We start from the raw sequence: 22,165 nt of genomic DNA on the forward strand, positions 1-22,165 counted from the left end.
CACCTCAAGGTGCGACCGATCGGATTTCGTTCATCGACTGGCGGGTTTGACTGCTGGCAGAATGCGCAGCCTGCTACGGCCAGGCATTTGATAATTATTTGCATTTGAGCGTCAAGCGCCAAGGAGACCCCGCTGAAATACCTGTGCGACAGCGCTGCGCTGATTGAAGGCAAAAGCCTCGGATTCGATGTCAATGAGTTCAAGATTCTGGCCGTCCGGCGAGGCGGTCAGGTTTATGTGTACGCCAATAGGTGTCCCCATCGAGGGGTGGCGCTGGAATGGCAGCCCGATGAGTTTCTCGATGCCAGCGCCAGTCTGATCCAATGCGCCACCCACGGTGCGCTGTTCCTGATCGAAAGCGGCGAGTGCGTCGCCGGCCCTTGCGAGGGCAAATCCCTGAGGGCCATCGACTGCAGCGAAGACGCTCAGGGCATCTGGATTAATCCAGTGGCACCGGACTGAGCGGGCGCGTTTCCGAGAGATGAATCTCAAGCCGCCGATCAATGCGCACTTCGTCAGGGGTCAGCTCCACGCCATACGCCAGGACTTCAACCCCTGCCGCAGCCGCCTCAAGCAAGGCTGAGGCGTAGGCCGCGTCGATTTCGGCGGCGGGCCGCACGGCATCGATCCCTGTCAGGTTCACGCAATACAGCAACACTGCGCGCACGCCCTCCCTGGCCAACGCTGCCAATTCACGCAGGTGCTTCGCGCCGCGCTGAGTGACAGCATCGGGAAACGCAGCGACCCGGCTGTCATCAAAACCCAGGGTCACGCTTTTGACTTCCAAGTACAACGGGCCATCGGGGTAATCCAGACGGAAGTCAACGCGGCTGTTTTCCTGACCGTAGGCGACTTCTCGCTTAAGCGCCGTAAACCCCGCCAACTCCGTAATCACGCCGTCCAGAAGCGCTTCTTCTACCAGCTTGTTGGCGCGCGCGGTGTTGACGCAGGCGAGCCGACCCTGTGGCGTTTCGGTGATTTCCCAGGTGCCCGGAAGCTTGCGCTTGGGGTCATTGGACCTGCTGAACCAGACGCGGCCACCCGGCATCATGCAATTGAACATGGAGCCCGTATTGGGGCAGTGAATCGTCAGCAGCTCGCCGCTGGCGGTCTCGATGTCGGCGAGGAAGCGCTTGTAGCGCTGGATCAGCCGGCCTTCTTCAAGCGAGGGAGTAAAACGCATCAGCCTTGCCAGCTCCGCAGGCCACGACCTATTCGCTCGACCGCTTCCTGAAGCCGAGGCAAGCTCTGGGTGTAGGCGAAGCGCACGTGATGGCCGGCGCGGTAGCGACCGAAATCCAGCCCGGGTGTGAACGCGACGTGCTCGGTTTCCAGAAAGTGATGGCAGAACGCAAACGCATCACCGCCGAATGCGCTGATGTCTGCGTATAGATAGAAGGCGCCTTCCGGTTCCACGGCAATGGTGAAACCCAGTTCGCGCAGCGCCGGAAGCAGGAAATCACGACGGCGGGCAAACTCGGCTCGACGTTGTTCAAGGATCTCCAGGGTTTGCGGCTCGAAGCAGGCAAGCGCCGCACTTTGCGCCATGCTCGGCGCGCTGATGTAGAGATTCTGCGCCAGTTTTTCCAGATCGCCGACCGCCGCCTCGGGGGCAACCAGCCAACCGAGTCGCCAACCGGTCATGCCGAAATACTTGGAAAAACTATTCAGCACGAAGGCGTCATTGTCGACTTCCAGCACGCTGCTCGCGTCGGTGCCGTAGGTCAAACCATGGTAAATCTCGTCAACCACAAGGTGCCCATCCCTCGCCTTGAGCGACGCCGAAAGCGCGGCCAACTCGTCGCGGTGCAGCAGCGTCCCGGTCGGATTAGCCGGTGACGCCACAAGCGCACCGACGCTGTCCTCGTTCCAGTGTTGAGCGACCAGATCGGCCGTCAGCTGATAGCGCACGTCCGGACCCACGGGCACCAGTTGAGCGGCGCCCTCCACCAGACGCAGAAAATGCCGGTTGCAGGGGTAACCCGGATCGGCCAGTAGCCAGTGTTTACCGGGATCGACCAGCAGACTCGCCGCCAGCAGCAACGCACCGGAACCGCCCGGCGTGATCAGAATCCGGCCCGGATCGACGTTCACGCCATAACGCTGAGCGTAAAAGCCCGAGATCGCCTCGCGCAATTCCGGCAGACCACGGGCCGCCGTGTATCGGGTCTTGCCAGCGGCCAACGCCGCCTGACCGGCCTTGATGATCGGCTCGGCCGTAGTGAAATCCGGCTCGCCTATCTCAAGGTGGATGACGTCATGCCCCGCCGCTTGCAGTTCATTCGCCCGCGCCAGCAGCGCCATCACATGAAAGGGTTCTATGGCGCGGCTGCGCGCACTGTAGGGCTGTGGCATAGGCCTTCCTTTGGTGAGGGGTGGCGAGAGAAGTCGCCGATTCTACCCATCCGCCCGAGAGGGCTACAGCGTTTATCCGCCTGGGCAGCAGCAACTTGCAATCGACAGGCCGGCAAACCGGGGACTTGCGCCACACGCACTAAACTCGGCGCACTGCAAAAATAGATAAAACCGGGCGCTCAGGCTGTGGTCATAGTTCGGGTGCGTGCTGCAGGCCATCCTCGACAACCGGGAGTAGCGCGCTCCGATTCGATCTGGTAAGTTCGCCCGCTTGCAGCCGCAGGGCCGGCAGGTGTCGGCGATGGATCTTAACCTGTGTAATGGCTTAGAAGAGTGAGAGGCGGTCCGTTCATGCCCACCGAAGAAAAGCAAAAGAGCACCCCGGCAATCAGTGGTTTCGAACCCTACGTTGCGACGAAGGGCGAGGAATACATGGGCGAACCCATGCGCAAGCACTTCACCAAAATCCTGTCCCAGTGGAAGCAGGATCTGATGGTAGAAGTTGACCGCACGGTTGTTCACATGAAGGACGAGGCGGCTAACTTCCCTGACCCTGCCGACCGTGCAAGCCAGGAAGAAGAGTTCGCACTGGAACTGCGCGCCCGCGATCGTGAGCGCAAGTTGATCAAGAAGATCGACAAGACGCTGCAGCTGATTCAAGACAAGGAATACGGCTGGTGCGAATCGTGCGGCGTCGAGATCGGTATCAAGCGCCTCGAGGCCCGTCCAACGGCTGACATGTGCGTTGACTGCAAAAGCCTCGCTGAAATCAAGGAAAAACAGGTCGGTAAATGACCCTGTTGCTCCAGTAGAAAAGGACGCCTCGGCGTCCTTTTTTTGTTTTGCCTATATCGATCTACCGAGCGGACAACGGTGCCGGCAGGAAGGCGCTACACGGATGCGTTGCGTTTTCCCACACAGCACGGCCAGTCGTCCGGTATTTCGTACGTTTTATTTCCAGTACCATCAGCGCCCATGAAAAACCCTTCCTATACAGGGCGCTTTGCGCCAACCCCCAGCGGTTATCTGCACTTCGGCTCTCTGGTCGCAGCGCTGGCCTCCTACCTCGACGCCCGCTCGGTCGGCGGGAAATGGCTGATGCGCATGGAGGATCTCGACCCTCCCCGCGAAGTCCAGGGTGCCCAGGCAGGAATACTCCAGACACTCGAAGCCTACGGATTCGAATGGGACGGCGAACTGGTGAGGCAAAGCGACCGGCATGAGGCTTATCAGGAGATCATCAATCGGTGGTTCAACCACGGGCTTGCTTACGCGTGCACCTGTTCGCGCAAGCAACTGGAAGACTACAACGGGATCTACCCGGGTTTTTGCCGCAACGCCGGGCACTCACCCGAAGACGCGGCCATCCGGATTCGGGTGCCTGAGCTGGAATACCGCTTCGAAGACCGGGTTCAGGGCGAGTTTCGTCAACATTTGGGGCGCGACGCGGGGGATTTCATCATTCGGCGACGGGACGGCTTCTACGCCTACCAACTGGCGGTTGTCCTGGACGACGGCTGGCAGGGCGTGACCGACATCGTACGCGGCGCCGATCTGCTCGACTCCACGCCACGTCAGCTGTACCTGCAAGAACTGCTGGGCCTGCCGCAACCACGTTACCTTCACGTGCCGCTGATCACACAACCCGACGGTCATAAGCTGGGGAAATCCTACCGTTCGCCGCCGCTGCCGCCTGATCAGGCCACGCCGCTGCTGCTCCGGGGTTTACGTGCCCTGGGGCAAAAGACGCCGGGTGAACTGAACGACGCGACACCCCGCGCGGTGCTGGACTGGGCCATTGCGCACTGGAATGCCGATTCGATACCTCGCCTCGGCGCTATCGAGGAAGCTCGAATAGACTGAGCTCCCGCGGCCGATTCATATGGGGCAGCACAAAGCTGGCGGAAACGTCGCTTGCAGCCCCATCGCCATCCGTTACCATGCCGCTCCGTCATCTCTTGTCAGTCAACCTGGGAGGCCAAATGTACATTTATCGATTGGTCCTGCTACTGGTGGTGGGCATCTATCTGTTCTCCCCGGCCATCATGGACTGGTGGATCGACGCGACGGGCGCCTGGTACAGGCCGTACATGCTGTGGCTGATCCTGATCGTAGTGACCTTCATTCTGCAGAGCCAACGAGATGCCGATGAGCTTTAGCCTGACCCAGATGATTCTGGTCAGTGCCGCCTACCTGACGGTGCTGTTCGGCGTTGCCTGGATCAGCGAACGTGGCCTGATCCCGCGCTGGATCATTCGTCACCCGCTGACCTACATACTGTCACTTGGCGTCTACGCCAGTGCGTGGGCGTTTTACGGCACGGTCGGCCTGGCCTACGAATACGGCTACGGCTTTCTGTCGAGTTACCTGGGTGTGTCCGGCGCTTTCCTGCTCGCCCCCGTTCTGCTTTACCCCATTCTCAAAATCACTCGCACCTACCAGCTCTCGTCCCTGGCCGATCTGTTCGCGTTCCGCTTTCGCAGCACCTGGGCGGGGGCATTGACGACGATCTTCATGCTGATCGGTGTGTTGCCATTGCTGGCGCTGCAGATTCAGGCCGTCGCCGACTCCATCGGCATTCTTACCCGGGAGCCTGTGCGCAACTACGTGGCCTTCGCGTTCTGCGTGCTGATCACACTGTTCACCATCTTCTTCGGCTCGCGCCATATCGCTACGCGGGAAAAACACGAAGGGCTGGTGTTCGCCATTGCCTTCGAGTCGGTCATCAAACTGGTCGCCATCGGCGGCATCGGTCTCTATGCGCTGTATGGCGTGTTCGACGGGCCGCAGAGCCTTGAACAATGGCTGCTGCAGAACCAAAGCGCACTGGCGGCATTGCACACGCCACTGCAGGAAGGCCCTTGGCGGACGCTGCTGCTGGTGTTCTTTGCCTCGGCCATCGTGATGCCGCACATGTATCACATGACCTTCACCGAGAACCTCAACCCGCGCTCGCTGGTCAGCGCCAGTTGGGGGCTGCCACTGTTTCTGCTGCTGATGAGTCTGGCAGTACCCCTGGTGCTGTGGGCCGGGCTGAAACTGGGCGCCACGACCAGCCCCGAGTACTTCACGCTGGGTATTGGCATCGCCGCCCACAGCAAGACCCTGGCCTTGCTTGGCTATATCGGCGGGCTTTCCGCGGCAAGCGGGCTGATCATCGTCACCACGCTGGCGCTGTCCGGCATGGCGCTGAACCACCTGGTGCTGCCGCTTTATCAGCCGCCAGCCGAAGGCAATATCTATCGCTGGCTGAAGTGGACCCGGCGCGGCCTGATCGTCGCGATCATCATGGCCGGGTTTGGCTTTTATCTGCTGCTTGGCGCCAAGCAGAATCTCGCGAATCTGGGCATCGTTGCGTTCGTAGCGACGTTGCAATTTCTGCCCGGTGTGCTGTCCGTTCTGTACTGGCCGGCTGCCAACCGTCGCGGTTTCATGGCGGGGCTGATCGCCGGCATCGCGGTCTGGACTTTCAGCATGTTGCTGCCGCTGATCGGCGACTTCCAGGGGTTCTACATCCCGCTGCTGAACATGATTTACGTGCTGGATGACACCAGCTGGCATATGGCGGCAATTGCCTCTCTAGCGGCCAACGTGCTGGTTTTCACCCTGATTTCGCTGTTCAGCAATCCCAGTCCCGAAGAGGCGAGTGCGGCCGAGGCCTGCGCGGTGGACAACGTTCGCCGCCCCCAGCGCCGCGAACTGCACGCAGCCTCTCCTCAGGAGTTTGCGACCCAACTGGCCAAACCCTTGGGCGCGAAGGCCGCGCAGAAGGAAGTCGAACAGGCGCTGCGGGATCTTTACCTGCCGTTCGACGAGCGCCGGCCATATGCGCTGCGGCGTTTACGCGACCGTATCGAAGCCAACCTCTCCGGGCTGATGGGACCAAGTGTTGCCCAGGACATGGTCGAGACGTTCCTGCCGTACAAGTCCGGCAGCGAGAACTATGTCACCGAGGACATTCACTTCATTGAAAGCCGGCTCGAGGATTACCACTCCCGGCTCACCGGCCTGGCTGCCGAGCTCGACGCCCTGCGCCGTTATCACCGCCAGACCCTTCAAGAGCTGCCGATGGGCGTGTGCTCCCTGGCCAAGGATCAAGAGATCCTGATGTGGAACAAGGCCATGGAGGAGTTGACCGGCATCGGCGCTCAGCGCGTCGTCGGATCACGGCTCGAGACCATCGTCGATCCCTGGAAGCAACTGCTGCTGGGGTTCATCAACGTACCTGACGAGCACTTGCACAAACAGCGCCTGGGCCTGGACGGCCAGACTCGCTGGCTCAACCTGCACAAAGCAGCCATCGACGAGCCGCTCGCGCCGGGCAACAGCGGGCTGGTGATTCTGGTTGAAGACCTGACCGACACGCAGATGCTCGAAGACAAACTGGTGCACTCCGAACGGCTTGCGAGCATCGGCCGACTGGCCGCCGGCGTTGCCCACGAAATCGGCAACCCAATCACCGGCATTGCCTGCCTGGCGCAGAACCTTCGCGAAGAACGGGAAGAAGACGCCGAGCTGACGGAAATCAGCAGCCAGATCATCGAACAGACCAAACGTGTCTCGCGCATCGTGCAGTCGCTGATGAGCTTCGCCCACGCCGGTGGGCATCAGCATGCCGACGAACCCGTATGCCTGGCAGAGGTGGCGCAGGATGCCATTGGTCTGCTGGCGCTGAACCGCCGTAATTTCGAAGTGCAGTTCTATAACCTGTGCAACCCTAACCACTGGGTCGATGGCGATCCCCAACGGCTGGCGCAGGTGTTGATCAATCTGCTGTCCAACGCCCGCGACGCATCGCCCGCCGGCAGTGCAGTACGGGTGAAAAGCGAGGCCTCCGAACACACGGTCGACCTGATCGTCGAAGACGAAGGCAGCGGCATTCCGAAAGCCATCATGGACCGCTTGTTCGAACCTTTCTTCACCACCAAAGATCCGGGCGAAGGGACAGGGCTGGGCCTCGCGCTGGTCTATTCCATCGTTGAAGAGCATTATGGACAAATCACCATCGACAGCCCGGCTGACCCCGAGCACCAACGCGGAACCCGGATTCGGGTGACCTTACCGCGACATGTCGAAGCGACGTCCGCCGTGAACTGAGACCGTCGAGAGAACCGAATCAATGCCTCACATTTTGATCGTGGAAGACGAAACCATCATCCGCTCCGCCCTGCGTCGACTGCTGGAACGCAATCAGTACCAAGTCAGCGAAGCCGGGTCCGTGCAGGAAGCTCAGGAACGTTTCAGCATCCCCTCGTTTGACCTGATCGTCAGCGACTTACGCCTGCCCGGCGCGCCTGGCACAGAGCTGATCAAGCTCGGCCAGGGCAAGCCGGTGCTGATCATGACCAGTTACGCCAGCCTGCGCTCGGCCGTGGATTCGATGAAAATGGGCGCGGTGGATTACATCGCCAAACCCTTCGACCACGACGAAATGCTTCAGGCCGTCTCGCGTATCCTGCGTGATCGCCAGACGCTGCAAAGCATGCAGGCCGAACGCGCCGCTACCGCAAAAACCGTGACCGGTGACAAATCTGGTCCGGACAACAGTAACGGCGAGATCGGCATCATCGGCTCCTGCCCGCCAATGCAGGACATGTACAGCAAGATCCGCAAAGTCGCGCCGACTGACTCCAACGTGCTGATTCAGGGCGAGTCCGGTACGGGCAAGGAATTGGTGGCGCGCGCGCTGCACAATCTGTCCCGTCGCGCCAAGGCGCCGATGATTTCGGTCAACTGCGCAGCGATCCCGGAATCCCTCATCGAGTCCGAGCTGTTCGGCCACGAAAAGGGCGCGTTCACTGGCGCCAGCGCGGGGCGTGCCGGTCTGGTTGAGGCAGCGGACGGTGGCACCCTCTTCCTCGACGAGATCGGCGAGCTACCCTTGGAAGCTCAGGCGAGGCTTCTGCGCGTCTTGCAAGAAGGCGAAATTCGCCGCGTGGGCTCGGTGCAATCGCAGAAAGTCGACGTGCGCCTGATTGCAGCGACTCACCGCGACCTCAAGAGCCTGGCCAAAGTCGGCCAATTCCGCGAGGACTTGTACTACCGCCTTCACGTGATCGCGTTGAAGCTGCCCGCATTGCGTGAACGCGGCGCGGACGTTAACGAAATCGCCAATGCGTTTCTGGCGCGGCAAAGCCTCAAGGCCGGGCGTAACGACCTGCGGTTTGCGCCAGATGCGGAGCACGCGATCCGACACTATTCGTGGCCAGGCAACGTGAGGGAACTGGAGAACGCGGTCGAGCGCGCGGTAATCCTGTGCGAAAGCCCGGACATCTCCGCAGAGCTGCTAGGCATCGATATCGAGTTGAGCGACCTCGACGTCAACGAGTTCATCGGCCTTGCGCCACAGACGTCAAGCTCGTCGAGTTCCACGGCTGGCGAGCCGACGGAAGACTTGTCGCTGGAAGACTATTTCCAGCATTTCGTTCTGGAGCATCAGGACCACATGACCGAGACAGAACTCGCTCGCAAGCTCGGCGTCAGCCGCAAGTGCCTGTGGGAGCGTCGGCAGCGCCTCGGCATCCCCCGACGCAAGACCGGAGTGGCAAGCGAAACCTGAGCAAGCCGTCGCGCAGGCTCTGGCACGCGGGTTACGGGCAATGTGAAACAACTGTTACCTCCTGAAAGGTGACGTAACAAAACCGGGGCGTACGGTAACGAACCCCCGGTTTTTTTCGTCCGCACTGAATAGCGTCAATTTGCCACACCCTTGGATTCAGTGGCCTGTAGCGATTTTTGCAAAAGTTGGCACAGGTACTGCTATAGGTATTCGTACAAGAACAACAAAAATCAGTCACCCGAAACACCAACATAATAAAAACAAGACGAATCGACTCACGCATAACAAGAACAACACGGCGGAGGCGCAGCTAACTGATTCTTTTGGAGAGGCGTTGCATTTGGGACTTGTCCCGCAACCAGGCCGAGAACAACAAAAACTACCCTTAGGTAGAGCCTGAACTGGTTGGATCGACAGATCACTGCCGCACAGCGACCAAAGCAATCCGTTTGCTCTTGACTCCCGATTGGGAGGTTTCACAGGCGAAAGCCGTGAATTGGGCGGTCAACAAAAATAAAAAGCCCATCAGACAATAAAAATAAGAGCACGCACTTTGGGGGAGCTTCGGCTCCCCCAGTAGCATCCGCACTAAACCCCTCTCCTGCTCGACACCCCGCGCCACGCCGCGCATTCAGTACCCCCACGCACCCATCGCGCTGCCTCCTACACCATCCCCCGACTAAATGCTAGAATCCCCGCCCATCGTGCGGTCACTCTTCGAAATTGGCCGAATATTCCTTCAAACAGTGCCTCCCATGCTGAAGAAGCTGTTCCAGTCATTCCGTTCCCCACTGCGCAAGCCGCAGCAACACGTGCGCACAACGCCTGAGGTGCTCAGTAGCAGCCAGCACTCGTTGCAACGCAATCAATTCAGCCGCTATGCGGTGAACATCGTCGAGCGCCTGCAGACCGCTGGCTACCAAGCTTATCTGGTCGGCGGTTGCGTCCGAGACATGATGCTCGGCATCACGCCAAAGGATTTCGACGTCGCCACCAGCGCCACGCCCGAGCAGATCCGCGCCGAGTTTCGCAACGCCCGTATCATCGGCCGCCGCTTCAAGCTGGTTCACATCCATTTCGGCCGTGAAATCATTGAAGTCGCGACCTTCCGCGCCAATCACCCGATCGACGACGAAGACGAAGACAGCAACCAGTCTTCGCGCAACGAGAGCGGGCGCATTCTGCGTGACAACGTTTACGGCACCCTTGAAGACGATGCACAGCGTCGCGACTTCACAATCAATGCTCTGTATTACGATCCGGTCACCGAGCGCGTTCTCGATTATGCCAACGGCGTACACGACATCCGCAATCGCCTGATTCGTCTGATCGGTGATCCACAGCAGCGTTACAAGGAAGACCCGGTGCGCATGCTGCGGGCCGTGCGTTTCGCCGCCAAGCTGGATTTCGGTATCGAGAAGCACAGCGCCACGCCAATTCGCCCTTTAGCGCCGATGCTGCGCGACATCCCGTCGGCGCGCCTGTTTGAAGAAGTGCTGAAGCTGTTCCTCTCGGGTTACGCCGAGGCGACGTTCGAAATGCTCGTCGATCTCGAACTGTTCGAGCCGCTGTTCCCGGCCAGTTCCAAAGCACTGGAATACAACCCGACCTACACCCACACGCTGATCAGCGAGGCGTTGGCCAACACCGATCTGCGCATCAAGCAGAACAAACCGGTCACGCCAGCGTTCCTGTTTGCCGCATTGTTGTGGCCTGCCCTGCCCGCCCGTGTGCTGCGTCTGCAAGAGCGCGGCATGCCGCCGATTCCGGCCATGCAGGAAGCGGCTCACGAACTGATCACCGAACAGTGCCAGCGGATCGCAATCCCGAAACGCTTCACCATGCCGATCCGCGAAATCTGGGACATGCAGGAACGTCTGCCGCGCCGCTCGGGCAAGCGTGCGGACCTGCTGCTGGAAAACCCGCGCTTCCGTGCCGGCTACGACTTCCTGCTGCTGCGCGAATTGGCTGGCGAAGAAACCGACGGGCTGGGTGAATGGTGGACGGACTATCAGGACGCCAACGATTCCGGACGCCGTGACATGATTCGTGACCTGGGCAGCAAGCCCGACGCCACGGGCCAGGGCCCGCGCAAACGTCGTCGCAGCAGCAGCGGCAAGCGCAAACGCGCCGGCGTCGACGGGGCGGAATAACAGCCGATGATCGAGCGCGTTTACGTCGGCCTGGGTAGTAACCTGGCCGACCCCGCCGAACAGTTGCGCGAAGCGATCAAGGCTATGTGCCTGTTGCCGCAGAGCAGCCTGTCAGGCGTTTCCGCTTTTTATGTCAGCGACTCGCTGTTGCCGGGTCAGCCGCGTTACACCAATGCAGTCGCTGCGATCGATACCTCGCTCCCCCCGATGGCACTGCTCGACGCCTTGCAAGGCATCGAAAACGATCAGGGCCGCGAGCGCCTTGAACGCTGGGGGCCGCGCACGCTGGACCTCGATATCTTGCTGTTCGGCGATCGCCTCATCGATGAGCCGCGCCTGAAGGTGCCGCACTACCAGATGCAGGTGCGCGCGTTTGTGCTGTATCCACTGGCCGAGCTGGCGCCGGGCATCACCTTCGCCGATGGCCGCGCGCTGAATGATTTGCTTGCCCAGTGCCCGTTCGAAGGCCTGGAGCGATTGCCGAACTGACGCCGTTCTGCGGGCACGTTGAAACCGGCAACACCCGGAATTGACTTCCCGCCCCCTCCTCACGAAGATAAGCGTCCCAAAGCCGGACGACCGGCCACAAGGCGCGGATCAGGCCGTTGCAAACATCGCGAAACGACGATGTGCCTGCCTCCCAAGATGAATCACGCGTTGCTCGCCGCAGTATTCACAGCGCCTGAATGAGGACTTTCCATGCCCGATATCACCGTTACGTCCCTGCTGGCCCTGAAGCAGAAAGGTGAAAAAATCACCATGCTGACCTGCTACGATGCTACTTTTGCCCACACCGCCAGCCAGGCCGGTGTGGAAGTGCTGCTGGTCGGCGACTCGCTGGGCATGGTCCTTCAAGGCCACGACAGCACGCTGCCTGTCACCACCGCTGAAATGGCGTACCACGTGGCCGGCGTCAAACGCGGTAACCAGGGCGCGCTGATTCTGGTGGATTTGCCGTTCATGTCCTATGCCACGCCCGAGCAGACCTTCGCCAACAGCGCCACGCTGATGCAGGCAGGCGCACACATGGTCAAGATCGAAGGCGCAGCGTGGCTCGCCGACTCGATCCGGCTGCTCGCCGAACGCGGCGTGCCCGTCTGTGCACACATGGGTTTGACGCCTCAGGCGGTCAACGTATTGGGCGGCTATAAAGTGCAGGGTCGTCAGGAGTCGCAGGCGCGGCAGATGCGGGCCGACGCGATTACCCTTGAGCAGGCCGGCGCCGCGATGATCCTGCTGGAGTGCGTGCCGAGCGAGCTGGCCCAGGAAATCACCCACGCGGTAAAGATTCCGGTGATCGGGATCGGCGCCGGCAGCGCCACCGACGGTCAGGTGCTGGTGCTTCATGACATGCTCGGGCTATCGATTACCGGCCGCGTGCCCAAGTTCGTGAAGAACTTCATGGCCGGTCAGCCGGACATTCAGTCGGCGATCGCCGCCTACGTCAGCGCGGTCAAGGACGTCAGCTTCCCCGCCCCAGAACACGGATTCTCGGCATGAACACAGTTAAAACCGTTCGCGAACTGCGGGCCGTCGTCGCTCGCGCTCGCAGCGAAGGCAAACGCATCGCTCTGGTACCCACCATGGGCAACCTGCACAGCGGCCATATCGCTTTGGTGACCAAAGCCGTTCAACGCGCTGATTTTGTAATCGCCAGCATCTTCGTCAACCCGCTGCAGTTTGGTCCCAACGAAGACCTGGCGTCGTACCCCCGTACTCTGGCTGCCGATCAGGAGCAATTGCTTCAGGCCGGTTGCCATTTGCTGTTTACGCCGACGGTCGAAGAAATGTATCCCCATGGCATGGCTGACCAGACCATCGTGCGCGTCCCGGTGGTGTCCGAAGGTCTGTGTGGCGGCAGCCGTCCTGGCCATTTCGACGGCGTATCGACGGTGATCAGCAAACTGTTCAACATGGTGCAGCCGGACATCGCGATTTTTGGTCAGAAGGATTTCCAGCAACTGGCCGTCGTCAACGCACTGGTGCGTGACCTGAACATGCCCATTCAAATCATCGGCGAACCCACCGTGCGTGCCGCCGATGGCCTGGCCCTGTCGTCGCGCAATGGCTACCTGACTGAAGACCAGCGCACGGCAGCACCTGCGTTGTACCGCGTGATCAAACAGATCGGCACGGCATTGCAGAATGGCGAGCAGGATCATCAGCAGCTGATCAGCGATGGCGTGAAAGACCTCGAAGCAGCGGGCTTCCGGCCTGATTACCTGGAAATTCGCCATGCAGTGAGCCTGCGCCCTGCGACCCCGGATGATCGTGATCTGGTGGTGCTGGGCGCGGCGTTCATGGGCAAGACGCGCCTGATCGACAACCTGCATCTGGTCAAGGAATAACCTGCCCACCCGGCTGATGGATGCGCCGGGGCTCGTGTAAAGCAAAAGTCACGTGATCGGATGACCATCTGCGCCTATGCTCAGGGCGCGAAACCGATTGTGCAGCGCAGGCCTTGGCCTTCGCAGGGTGCTGGCGATGAACTTAGCCACACCCGCAATGCCATACCGATACAGTTCGTGTCAGACCGGCAGCTCTACTCTGTGAGAAAAAGTACCGAGCAAAGGTAAAGCAGGGCGCAGACATCGGCGTTGCCGGGGACTAGTCTCTGATCCGCCCACGAATTCATGTCCAATCCTGCTTTTCAGTGTCCAAAAGGCAGTTCAAGTACAAGGAAACCCGCAGCGATGGCGTACTACCGCACTCCTCATGACGTCACTACCCTGCCCGCCTGGCAGGCGCTCAACGATCACCGCGAAGCGATGCAGAATTTCAGCATGCGCGACGCGTTCAACGCAGACCCGAAGCGTTTCGACGAATTCACGCTCAGCAGTGCCGGTCTGTTTCTCGACTACTCGAAGAACCTCATTACCGCCGAGACCCGTCAGTTGCTGGTCAACCTGGCCAATGAAGTCGGTTTGAAAGAAGCCATCAAGGCGCAGTACGACGGCGAACTGGTCAACGCTTCGGAAGGGCGCCCTGCGCTGCACACCGCACTGCGTCGTCCGGTGGGCGACAAGCTGTTGGTCAACGGCGTCAACGTGATGCCGGAAGTGCACAAGGTGCTGAACCAGATCACTGATCTGGTCGGTCGCATCCACGACGGTCTGTGGCGTGGCTACACCGAAAAGCCGATCACTGACGTGGTCAATATCGGGATCGGCGGCTCGTTCCTCGGTCCTGAGCTGGTGTCCGAGGCGCTGCTGTCCTACGCACAGAAAGGCGTTCGTTGCCATTACCTGGCGAACATCGACGGCACCGAGCTACACGAGCTGACTCAGAAGCTGCGCGCCGAAACCACGTTGTTCATCGTTTCGTCGAAGACGTTCACCACTCTTGAAACCCTGAAGAACGCCACTGCTGCCCGCGCCTGGTACCTCGCCCAGGGCGGGTCCGAAGCCGAGCTGTATCGCCACTTCATCGCTGTGTCGAGCAACAACGCCGCAGCGGTTGCTTTCGGGATTCGTGAAGAAAACATCTTCCCGATGTGGGACTGGGTCGGTGGCCGCTATTCGCTGTGGTCGGCCATCGGCCTGCCGATTGCGCTGGCGATCGGCATGTCGAACTTCAAGGAGCTGTTGTCCGGCGCCTACACCATGGATCAGCACTTCCAGAACGCCGAGTTCGAAGAGAACATGCCGGTGCTGCTGGGCTTGCTGGGTATCTGGTATGGCAACTTCTGGGGCGCGCAAAGCCACGCGATCCTGCCGTACGACCACTACCTGCGCAACATCACCAAGCACTTGCAGCAGCTGGACATGGAATCCAACGGCAAGAGCGTTCGCCAGGACGGCGTGCCAGTCAAAACCGACACGGGCCCGGTCATCTGGGGTGGCGTTGGCGCGAACGGTCAGCATGCTTACCACCAGTTGCTGCACCAAGGCACGCAAATGATCCCGGCCGACTTCATCGTGCCGATCGTCAGCTTCAACCCGGTGTCCGACCACCACCAGTGGCTGTACGCCAACTGCCTGTCCCAGAGCCAGGCGTTGATGCAGGGTAAAACCCGCCCCGAAGCGGAAGCCGAACTGCGGGCCAAGGGCGTACCGGAAGAGGAAGTGCAGCGTGTCGCGCCGCACAAGGTCATTCCGGGCAATCGTCCGAGCAACACCATTGTCGTGGAGCGCATCAGCCCTCGCCGCCTGGGCGCACTGGTCGCGATGTACGAGCACAAGGTGTTCGTGCAAAGCGTGGTCTGGGGCACGAACGCCTTCGACCAATGGGGTGTTGAGCTGGGTAAAGAACTGGGCAAAGGCGTTTACAGCCGCCTCGTCGGCACCGACGAAACGATTGCTGAAGACGCTTCGACCCAGGGCCTGATCAACTATTTCCGCGGTCGTCACCGCGGCTGATCTGCCTTCCTGTAACACACGCGAAACCCGCTGCCCTCTCCCACGAGGCAGCGGGTTTCGTGCGTTCAGGCTGCTCAGTCTTCTATGTCGGGAAGCACCGTCGGATCAAGCTGAATGGTGTGCTGTGCCGGATTGCGCACGCAGATGAATTGATCGTCACGTGCCCCTTCCTTGGGGCCGACGCGACGCAGATGCATCAATGAGCCACACCAAGGACATTGCGCGGTGAGGCGATTCACCCGCAGCCGTCCAGCCTGGCTGATTTCGATATAGTGCCGCGAGCCGAAGAAATGCTCGAATTTGCGTCGACGCAGCACGGCTGACATGGCAACGGCCATGACGGCAACGATGAATGAAAACATGAAGAACGTTGACCACGAGCTTTGTCCGCCCAATGGCGGCTGGAACAGAGTGAAGTACAGCCCGATCAGACTGGCGACACCCGTGATGCCCCCAAAGACAGAGACGTTGCTGCTGTCAACGCTGCGGCCGCCAAATGCCGAATGGCGCTTAATGTGCAATTGCTCAGGGGTGAACGTGGAACGCTCGTTGTGACTGATGTTTACGTTGGCGCCACGGAAATCGCCGACGCCTACGTTCAGGCTGTTGTCGCCGCTTTGATCGCCATGATTGTTGTTAGGCAAAAGAGGGTCTCCTGGGACGTGGACGCTGAAATGGCCGGCGATTGTCACTGCCTTCACCTTCAACGAAAATCAGCCCCTTCCCGGATTTGCGTGGGAACTAGAGACACACCCTGTCATATGTTTCTGTAGGAAGGATCCGCAGTCGGTCGCGGGATGACGGTGGCCTGCGCACCGTTATGATGGGGTTTAGGCGACAAAGGGCTTAAATTATCATCGTCATTCATGCAACCATGCTTCCCTTGATGCGGCGGCCTGCCCTCTCTGTTTAGCCTCTTTACATCCGGTCCGGCGCCATGTCCTACACCACTGAGGATTCGCACCATGCAAGACGTTGTAATCGTTGCCGCTACCCGCACAGCGGTGGGCAGTTTCCAGGGTTCTTTGGCGAATATTCCTGCAGTGGATCTCGGCGCTGCCGTCATCCGTCAACTGCTGGCACAGACGCGTCTGGACGGTGCGCTGGTCGATGAGGTGATCATGGGTCAGGTGCTCACCGCAGGCGCAGGCCAGAACCCTGCACGCCAGGCGGCGATCAAGGCGGGTTTGCCGTTCACAGTGCCGGCCATGACGCTGAACAAGGTCTGCGGCTCGGGCCTCAAGGCGCTCCATCTGGGCACGCAGGCGATTCGTTGCGGCGATGCTGAGGTGATCATTGCTGGCGGCCAGGAAAGCATGAGCCTGTCCAACTATGTGATGCCGGGCGCGCGAACCGGCTTGCGCATGGGCCATGCGACGATGGTCGACACGATGATCAGCGATGGCCTGTGGGACGCGTTCAACGATTACCACATGGGCATCACGGCTGAGAACCTGGCCGATAAATACGCCATCAGCCGTGAGGCACAGGATGCATTTGCGGCGGCGTCGCAACAGAAAGCCGCTGCTGCCATCGAGGCCGGGCGCTTCGTGGATGAAATCACCCCGATCCTGATTCCCCAGCGCAAGGGCGACCCGCTGTCTTTCGCCACCGACGAGCAGCCGCGTGCGGGCACCACCGCTGAATCCCTGGGCAAGCTCAAGCCAGCGTTCAAAAAGGACGGCTCGGTCACGGCAGGTAATGCGTCATCGCTGAACGACGGTGCGGCCGCGGTCATTCTGATGAGTGCCCGGAAAGCAGAAGAACTGGGCTTGCCAGTGCTGGCGCGGATTGCCGCTTACGCGAATGCCGGCGTAGACCCGGCAATCATGGGCATCGGCCCGGTGAGCGCCACCCGCCGCTGCCTGGACAAGGCGGGTTGGTCGCTGGAGGCGCTGGATCTGATCGAAGCCAACGAAGCCTTCGCCGCGCAGTCCTTGTCGGTTGGCAAAGAGCTGGGCTGGGACATGAACAAGGTCAACGTGAACGGCGGCGCTATCGCCATCGGCCACCCGATCGGCGCGTCGGGCTGCCGCGTGCTGGTGACCCTGCTCCACGAAATGATCAAACGCGACGCGAAGAAAGGATTGGCGACGCTGTGCATTGGTGGCGGACAAGGCGTAGCGCTGGCGTTGGCCCGGTCATAAGAGCCTGACCGAGACGCAGGTGTAGGACCAGTCCCACTAAAAGCACGTGGTCAGTCAGTGGGACCTGCGTCACATGCAATCACTGCCACCCAAACTTGCCCACATAGAAGCCCTTCACCGCCTGGGTCAGCGCCACGTAGGCGATCAGGATCAGCGGCAGGATGGCGAAGTACAGCGGGGGCAGCGCCTGGAGCTTGAAGTAGTGCGCCAGCGGGCCCATCGGCAGGAAGATGCCGACGGCCATGATCACTCCGGTCATCACCATCAACGGCATCGCCGCGCGGCTTTGCAAGAAGGGGATTTTCGGCGTGCGGATCATGTGTACGATCAGCGCCTGCGTCAGCAGGCCGACGACAAACCATCCCGACTGAAACAGGGTTTGATGCTCCGGCGTGTTCGCGCCGAACACGTACCACATGACCGCGAACGTGGTGATGTCGAAGATCGAGCTGATCGGCCCGAAGAACAGCATGAAGCGTCCTACGTCCGCGGGCTGCCAGCGCTGAGGCTTTTTCAGCAACTCCTCATCGACGTTATCGAAGGGAATGGCGATCTGAGAAATGTCGTACAGCAGGTTCTGCACCAGCAGGTGCATCGGCAGCATCGGCAGAAACGGGATGAACGCACTGGCGACCAGCACCGAGAACACGTTGCCGAAATTGGAACTGGCCGTCATCTTGATGTACTTGAGCATGTTGGCGAAGGTCCGGCGCCCTTCCAGCACGCCCTCCTCCAGCACCATCAGGCTCTTCTCCAGCAGAATGATGTCGGCGGCTTCCTTGGCGATGTCCACCGCGGTGTCCACGGAAATACCGATGTCGGCGGTGCGCAGTGCAGGCGCGTCGTTGATGCCGTCGCCCATGAAACCCACCACGTGCCCGTTGGCCTTGAGCAGCCGAACGATGCGCTCCTTGTGGGAAGGCGTCAGTTTGGCAAACACGTTGGTGGTCTCTACAGCGACCGCCAGTTCAGCGTCGCTCATGCGTTCGATATCACCGCCCAGTAGCAGGCCCTGACGTTCCAGACCGACTTCGCGACAGATTTTCGCGGTGACGCGCTCGTTGTCGCCGGTGAGCACTTTCACCGCCACGCCATGCTCGGCCAGTGCCTTGAGTGCAGGCGCCGTGCTTTCCTTCGGTGGATCGAGAAACGCCACATAACCGATCAGGGTCAGGTCGCTTTCGTCAGCCAGGCCGTAGGTGTCACGACCGGCTTCCATGGCGCGCGCCGCCACCGCCACAACGCGCAGGCCTTCTTCGTTGAACGCAGCGGTGACGTTCAGAATGCGCTCGAGCAGTTCAGGCGTCAGCGCTTCTTCGGCATCGCCATGACGCACGCGGTTGCACACGCTCAGCACTTCTTCCAGCGCGCCTTTGCAGATCAGCAGATGCGGCTCGCGCTGCTGTTGCACCACCACCGACATGCGCCGGCGATTGAAGTCGAACGGGACCTCATCGACCTTGCTGAACGCGGTGCCGACTTGCAGCTCGCGGTGAATCTCGACGTGCTCCAGCACCGCGACGTCCAGCAGATTTTTCAGGCCGGTCTGGTAGTAGCTGTTGAGGTAGGCCATTTCCAGAACGTCGTCGGACTCGTCGCCCCAGACGTCGACATGGCGTGCGAGAAAAATCTTGTCCTGAGTCAGCGTGCCGGTCTTGTCGGTGCACAGCACGTCCATGGCGCCGAAGTTCTGGATGGCGTCGAGGCGCTTGACGATGACTTTCTTGCGCGACAGAAACACCGCGCCCTTGGCCAGCGTCGAAGTGACGATCATCGGCAGCATTTCCGGGGTCAGGCCGACAGCGATGGACAGCGCGAACAGCAGCGCTTCCATCCAGTCGCCCTTGGTGAAGCCGTTGATAAACAGCACCAGCGGCGCCATCACGAACATGAAGCGGATCAGCAGCCAGCTCACTTTATTGACCCCGGCCTGAAACGAGGTCGGCGCGCGGTCGGTGGCACTGACCCGCTGCGCCAGCGCCCCAAAATAGGTGTTGTTGCCGGTGGCCAGAATGACGCCCGTCGCCGCGCCGGATACTACGTTGGTGCCCATGAACAGAATGTTTTCCAAGTCCAGAGGGTTGCCCGTGTCGGCGTCCTGACGCCGCGCGAATTTCTCCACCGGCATGGATTCGCCGGTCATCGCGGCCTGGCTGACGAACAGGTCCTTCGCGATAAGCACGCGGCAGTCCGCAGGGATCATGTCGCCGGCAGACAGCACAATCAGGTCGCCCGGTACCAGTTGCTTGATCGGCAGCTCAACGCGTTTTTGCTTTGCGTTATCGGCAATGTCGAACGTGCTGTCGGCGCGGCGCATGACGGTCGCGGTGTTGCTGACCATCGCCTTCAGCGCGTCGGCAGCCTGATTGGAGCGCGCCTCCTGCCAGAAACGCAGCAGTGTGGAGAGCACGACCATGGAGAAAATCACCGTGGCGGCTTTCATGTCTTCGGTCAGCCACGAGATGAACGCCAGCAGGGTCAGCAGCAGGTTGAACGGGTTTTTGTAGCAGTGCCACAGGTGCACCCACCATGGCAGCGGCTGTTCGTGCTCGACTTCGTTAAGGCCGTGTTGCTCGCGCAGCTCGTGCGCTTCGGTTTCGGTGAGACCGTCGGCGTCGCTGCGCAGGCGCGCGAGCAATTCAGGCACATCACTGCTGGCGCCCCGGGTCAGGGTTTGCGCCAGGGTGGGCGGCACTTCGCGGCTGACGGTGGCGTCGGTCACGCTGTCGAGCGTCGCCAGCCGACGAAAGTGCCGGCCGAGTTTGCGAGTGCGGACGAAGTCGGCGAGGAATTCTTTCAGGAGGGTGTACTTCATGGTTATGTCCCCTGGACTGAAGGCTGCTGGAGCTGAAAGCACAGGAACCTGGAGCGGGTACGGCAAGCCTCAGGCGCCGCGCTCATTGATGAGCAGGCACCGCAGGCTGGCCCGCGCAGCAAAAATGCCACGCGCGTCCGATGCGCAGACGAACGACGGACGCGTCGGTCATCACGCAGGATTGGGCGTCAGGGAAAGGACAGGAAAGCGGGCTCTGATCAGAATCCGCTGGCACTGCCGCTTCTCACGTTGTCGGCGAGATAGCGGCAGTGAAAAGACTGCGCGTTATCGGGCCGAGGATTGGCCGGTCGTTATCACCGGCTGACGTCTGTCACTCGAACAAGTACCCACTGTGGGTCTCCGCATTGGTTGAAAACGGGCGAAGAATACGCCCGGGTTTTATGAGAGTAAATCGCCAGTACGGGGGGTGTCAGGGTTATTGCGGATGTCTTCAGGGAAGGTTCAGGAACCGGGGGATGACGCCCCTTGTAGGAGTGAGCTTGCTCGCGATTGCGATGTGTCCGCGAAGAAGATGTCGTCTGAAACGCCGCAATCGCGAGCAAGCTCACTCCTACAGTTGAGTAGCAGCGTCATCACCGGCAAGCCCGCCCTGCAGGTGTCCGCAGCGTCAGTCACACCCGGCAATGCCTTGCTGATAAACTCGCACGCCCTCATTCCTGCCCCAAGGCCGAGCATGTCTTCGTTGAATCAGGCGCTCAGCGTCGCCCTCGATAATCGTCAACCCCTGCTCGCGGAACTGCACGCCCAAGGCACCGACTGTTATCGCCTGTTCCACGGCAGCCAGGAAGGCGCGAGCGGGTTGACGGTCGACCGCTATGGCCCGCAGCTGCTGGTGCAGAGTTTCCACAACAGCCTGGACCTTGATTCGCTGCTGGCGCTGCATACTGCCGTCAATGCACGGCTGGGTCTGGAACTGCTGCTGGTCTACAACGACCGCTCCCAGGGCAACTCGCGCGTCGACCGAACTGACCCGATCTACAAAGCCGACGACGCAGCGCTCGCCGATCTGGTCGGCCACGAATGGGGCCTGAATTACCGAGTGCGCGGTCGTCATGCCGGGCAGGATCCGCTGCTGTTTCTCGACCTGCGCAACGCCCGGGGCTGGGTCAAGCAACATGCCGCCGGCAAGAGCGTGCTCAACCTGTTCGCCTATACCTGCGGCGTCGGCCTGAGCGCGGCGGCGGGTGGCGCGCGCGAGGTGTGCAACCTGGATTTCGCCGAGGGCAACCTGGCCGTCGGGCGCGAGAACGGCCTGCTCAATCCGCAGCTGCCGACCATGCAGTTCGTCCAGTCCGATTATTTCCCGGCCATTCGCCAACTGGCCGGGCTGCCGATCGCTTCCCGTCGCGGCCACAAACTGCCGAGCTACGTCCGCCTTGAGCAACGCCAGTATGATCTGGTCCTGCTGGATCCGCCGGCCTGGGCCAAGAGCGCCTTCGGCACGGTTGACCTGCTGCGCGATTACCAAAGCCTGCTGAAACCCGCGCTGCTGACCACCGCTGAAGATGGCGTGCTGATCTGCTGCAACAACCTGGCGAAGGTCAGCCTGGACGATTGGCGCGAGCAAGTGCTGCGTTGCGCGAGCAAGATTGGCCGACCCGTGCGCGACTGCCAGGTGCTGACCCCGGACGCCGACTTTCCGTCACAGGATCAACAGCCCCCGCTCAAGACATTGATCTTGCAGCTGTGATGCTCAAACGGGCCTAAGGAAATTTCCCACAAGGATTGAAGCGACTGGATTCGGAACCAGATTGGCG

Annotated in this window: 17 protein-coding genes; 13 read left to right on the forward strand and 4 right to left on the reverse strand. The window is 60.7% G+C overall.

Annotated features, from left to right (window positions below; all coding sequences use genetic code 11):
• Positions 1–132 precede the first annotated feature (132 nt).
• The gene (locus FX982_RS04210) at positions 133–462 is read left to right on the forward strand and encodes a Rieske (2Fe-2S) protein (protein ID WP_172612975.1); all 330 of its coding nucleotides are present in this window, start codon (positions 133–135) and stop codon (positions 460–462) included.
• Here FX982_RS04210 and sfsA read toward each other — a convergent pair.
• Both sfsA and FX982_RS04220 read right to left on the reverse strand, forming a co-directional pair.
• Positions 440–1,183: a DNA/RNA nuclease SfsA gene (sfsA, locus tag FX982_RS04215; RefSeq protein WP_172609768.1), complete on the reverse strand. Its 744-nt coding sequence runs from the start codon at positions 1,181–1,183 to the stop codon at positions 440–442. The genes FX982_RS04210 and sfsA overlap by 23 nt on opposite strands.
• Positions 1,183–2,355 (reverse strand): pyridoxal phosphate-dependent aminotransferase, encoded by a 1,173-nt coding sequence (locus tag FX982_RS04220; protein ID WP_172609769.1) that lies wholly within the window; start codon positions 2,353–2,355, stop codon positions 1,183–1,185. Before FX982_RS04220 ends, sfsA begins: the two co-directional genes overlap by 1 nt.
• Positions 2,356–2,706: 351 nt before the next feature.
• On the opposite strand from FX982_RS04220, the gene dksA reads away from it, so the two are divergent.
• The 10 genes from dksA to pgi all read left to right on the forward strand — a co-directional run bounded on the left by dksA (position 2,707) and on the right by pgi (position 15,425).
• A complete protein-coding gene (dksA, locus tag FX982_RS04225) occupies positions 2,707–3,150 on the forward strand; it encodes an RNA polymerase-binding protein DksA (protein WP_122536967.1) in 444 nt (147 codons plus the stop codon).
• 180 nt (positions 3,151–3,330) lie between these two features.
• Entirely contained in the window at positions 3,331–4,218 is an 888-nt protein-coding gene (gene gluQRS, locus FX982_RS04230; protein WP_172609770.1) for a tRNA glutamyl-Q(34) synthetase GluQRS, read from the forward strand.
• 119 nt (positions 4,219–4,337) lie between these two features.
• Complete coding sequence (locus FX982_RS04235) at positions 4,338–4,514, forward strand: hypothetical protein (protein WP_002552060.1); 177 nt, start codon at positions 4,338–4,340, stop codon at positions 4,512–4,514.
• The gene (locus tag FX982_RS04240) at positions 4,498–7,452 is read left to right on the forward strand and encodes a sensor histidine kinase (protein ID WP_172609771.1); all 2,955 of its coding nucleotides are present in this window, start codon (positions 4,498–4,500) and stop codon (positions 7,450–7,452) included. Before FX982_RS04235 ends, FX982_RS04240 begins: the two co-directional genes overlap by 17 nt.
• Before the next feature lie 22 nt (positions 7,453–7,474).
• On the forward strand, positions 7,475–8,914 hold the full coding sequence (locus FX982_RS04245; protein WP_172609772.1) for a sigma-54-dependent transcriptional regulator: 1,440 nt from the start codon (positions 7,475–7,477) through the stop codon (positions 8,912–8,914).
• A 755-nt stretch (positions 8,915–9,669) separates the two neighbouring features.
• Positions 9,670–11,067, forward strand: coding sequence for a polynucleotide adenylyltransferase PcnB (locus tag FX982_RS04250; RefSeq protein WP_172609773.1), 1,398 nt, complete (start codon positions 9,670–9,672; stop codon positions 11,065–11,067).
• A gap of 6 nt (positions 11,068–11,073) precedes the next feature.
• Positions 11,074–11,556, forward strand: a complete 483-nt coding sequence (folK, locus tag FX982_RS04255; RefSeq protein ID WP_172609774.1) for a 2-amino-4-hydroxy-6-hydroxymethyldihydropteridine diphosphokinase — start codon at positions 11,074–11,076, stop codon at positions 11,554–11,556.
• A 210-nt stretch (positions 11,557–11,766) separates the two neighbouring features.
• Positions 11,767–12,567: a 3-methyl-2-oxobutanoate hydroxymethyltransferase gene (gene panB, locus FX982_RS04260; protein WP_122536960.1), complete on the forward strand. Its 801-nt coding sequence runs from the start codon at positions 11,767–11,769 to the stop codon at positions 12,565–12,567.
• A complete protein-coding gene (gene panC / locus FX982_RS04265) occupies positions 12,564–13,415 on the forward strand; it encodes a pantoate--beta-alanine ligase (RefSeq protein WP_172609775.1) in 852 nt (283 codons plus the stop codon). Before panB ends, panC begins: the two co-directional genes overlap by 4 nt.
• 345 nt (positions 13,416–13,760) lie before the next feature.
• Positions 13,761–15,425 (forward strand): glucose-6-phosphate isomerase, encoded by a 1,665-nt coding sequence (gene pgi, locus FX982_RS04270; RefSeq protein ID WP_122623114.1) that lies wholly within the window; start codon positions 13,761–13,763, stop codon positions 15,423–15,425.
• A 74-nt stretch (positions 15,426–15,499) separates the two neighbouring features.
• On the opposite strand, the gene FX982_RS04275 is transcribed toward pgi, so the two are convergent.
• Positions 15,500–16,069 carry a hypothetical protein gene (locus FX982_RS04275; RefSeq protein WP_172609776.1) on the reverse strand — a complete coding sequence of 190 codons (570 nt, stop codon included), beginning with the start codon at positions 16,067–16,069 and terminating at the stop codon, positions 15,500–15,502.
• A 321-nt stretch (positions 16,070–16,390) separates the two neighbouring features.
• Here FX982_RS04275 and FX982_RS04280 point away from each other — a divergent pair, with 321 nt between their 5' ends.
• Entirely contained in the window at positions 16,391–17,572 is a 1,182-nt protein-coding gene (locus tag FX982_RS04280) for an acetyl-CoA C-acetyltransferase (RefSeq protein WP_172609777.1), read from the forward strand.
• A 79-nt stretch (positions 17,573–17,651) separates the two neighbouring features.
• On the opposite strand, the gene mgtA is transcribed toward FX982_RS04280, so the two are convergent.
• A complete protein-coding gene (mgtA, locus tag FX982_RS04285) occupies positions 17,652–20,387 on the reverse strand; it encodes a magnesium-translocating P-type ATPase (protein ID WP_172609778.1) in 2,736 nt (911 codons plus the stop codon).
• Positions 20,388–21,081: 694 nt separating this feature from the next.
• Here mgtA and FX982_RS04290 point away from each other — a divergent pair.
• The gene (locus tag FX982_RS04290; RefSeq protein ID WP_172609779.1) at positions 21,082–22,098 is read left to right on the forward strand and encodes a class I SAM-dependent rRNA methyltransferase; all 1,017 of its coding nucleotides are present in this window, start codon (positions 21,082–21,084) and stop codon (positions 22,096–22,098) included.
• Positions 22,099–22,165: the final 67 nt, after the last annotated feature.

Origin of the sequence: Pseudomonas graminis (assembly GCF_013201545.1) — a bacterium.
Lineage (GTDB): Bacteria > Pseudomonadota > Gammaproteobacteria > Pseudomonadales > Pseudomonadaceae > Aquipseudomonas.

Bases quoted from the DNA above. Each gene is read 5' to 3' on its own strand.
- sfsA (WP_172609768.1), bottom strand. From the start codon at position 1,183: ATGCGTTTTACTCCCTCGCTTGAAGAAGGCCGGCTGATCCAGCGCTAC.
- FX982_RS04220 (WP_172609769.1), bottom strand. From the start codon at position 2,355: ATGCCACAGCCCTACAGTGCGCGCAGCCGCGCCATAGAACCCTTTCAT.
- dksA (WP_122536967.1), top strand. From the start codon at position 2,707: ATGCCCACCGAAGAAAAGCAAAAGAGCACCCCGGCAATCAGTGGTTTC.
- gluQRS (WP_172609770.1), top strand. From the start codon at position 3,331: ATGAAAAACCCTTCCTATACAGGGCGCTTTGCGCCAACCCCCAGCGGT.
- FX982_RS04235 (WP_002552060.1), top strand. From the start codon at position 4,338: ATGTACATTTATCGATTGGTCCTGCTACTGGTGGTGGGCATCTATCTG.
- FX982_RS04240 (WP_172609771.1), top strand. From the start codon at position 4,498: ATGCCGATGAGCTTTAGCCTGACCCAGATGATTCTGGTCAGTGCCGCC.
- FX982_RS04245 (WP_172609772.1), top strand. From the start codon at position 7,475: ATGCCTCACATTTTGATCGTGGAAGACGAAACCATCATCCGCTCCGCC.
- FX982_RS04250 (WP_172609773.1), top strand. From the start codon at position 9,670: ATGCTGAAGAAGCTGTTCCAGTCATTCCGTTCCCCACTGCGCAAGCCG.
- folK (WP_172609774.1), top strand. From the start codon at position 11,074: ATGATCGAGCGCGTTTACGTCGGCCTGGGTAGTAACCTGGCCGACCCC.
- panB (WP_122536960.1), top strand. From the start codon at position 11,767: ATGCCCGATATCACCGTTACGTCCCTGCTGGCCCTGAAGCAGAAAGGT.
- panC (WP_172609775.1), top strand. From the start codon at position 12,564: ATGAACACAGTTAAAACCGTTCGCGAACTGCGGGCCGTCGTCGCTCGC.
- pgi (WP_122623114.1), top strand. From the start codon at position 13,761: ATGGCGTACTACCGCACTCCTCATGACGTCACTACCCTGCCCGCCTGG.
- FX982_RS04280 (WP_172609777.1), top strand. From the start codon at position 16,391: ATGCAAGACGTTGTAATCGTTGCCGCTACCCGCACAGCGGTGGGCAGT.
- mgtA (WP_172609778.1), bottom strand. From the start codon at position 20,387: ATGAAGTACACCCTCCTGAAAGAATTCCTCGCCGACTTCGTCCGCACT.
- FX982_RS04290 (WP_172609779.1), top strand. From the start codon at position 21,082: ATGTCTTCGTTGAATCAGGCGCTCAGCGTCGCCCTCGATAATCGTCAA.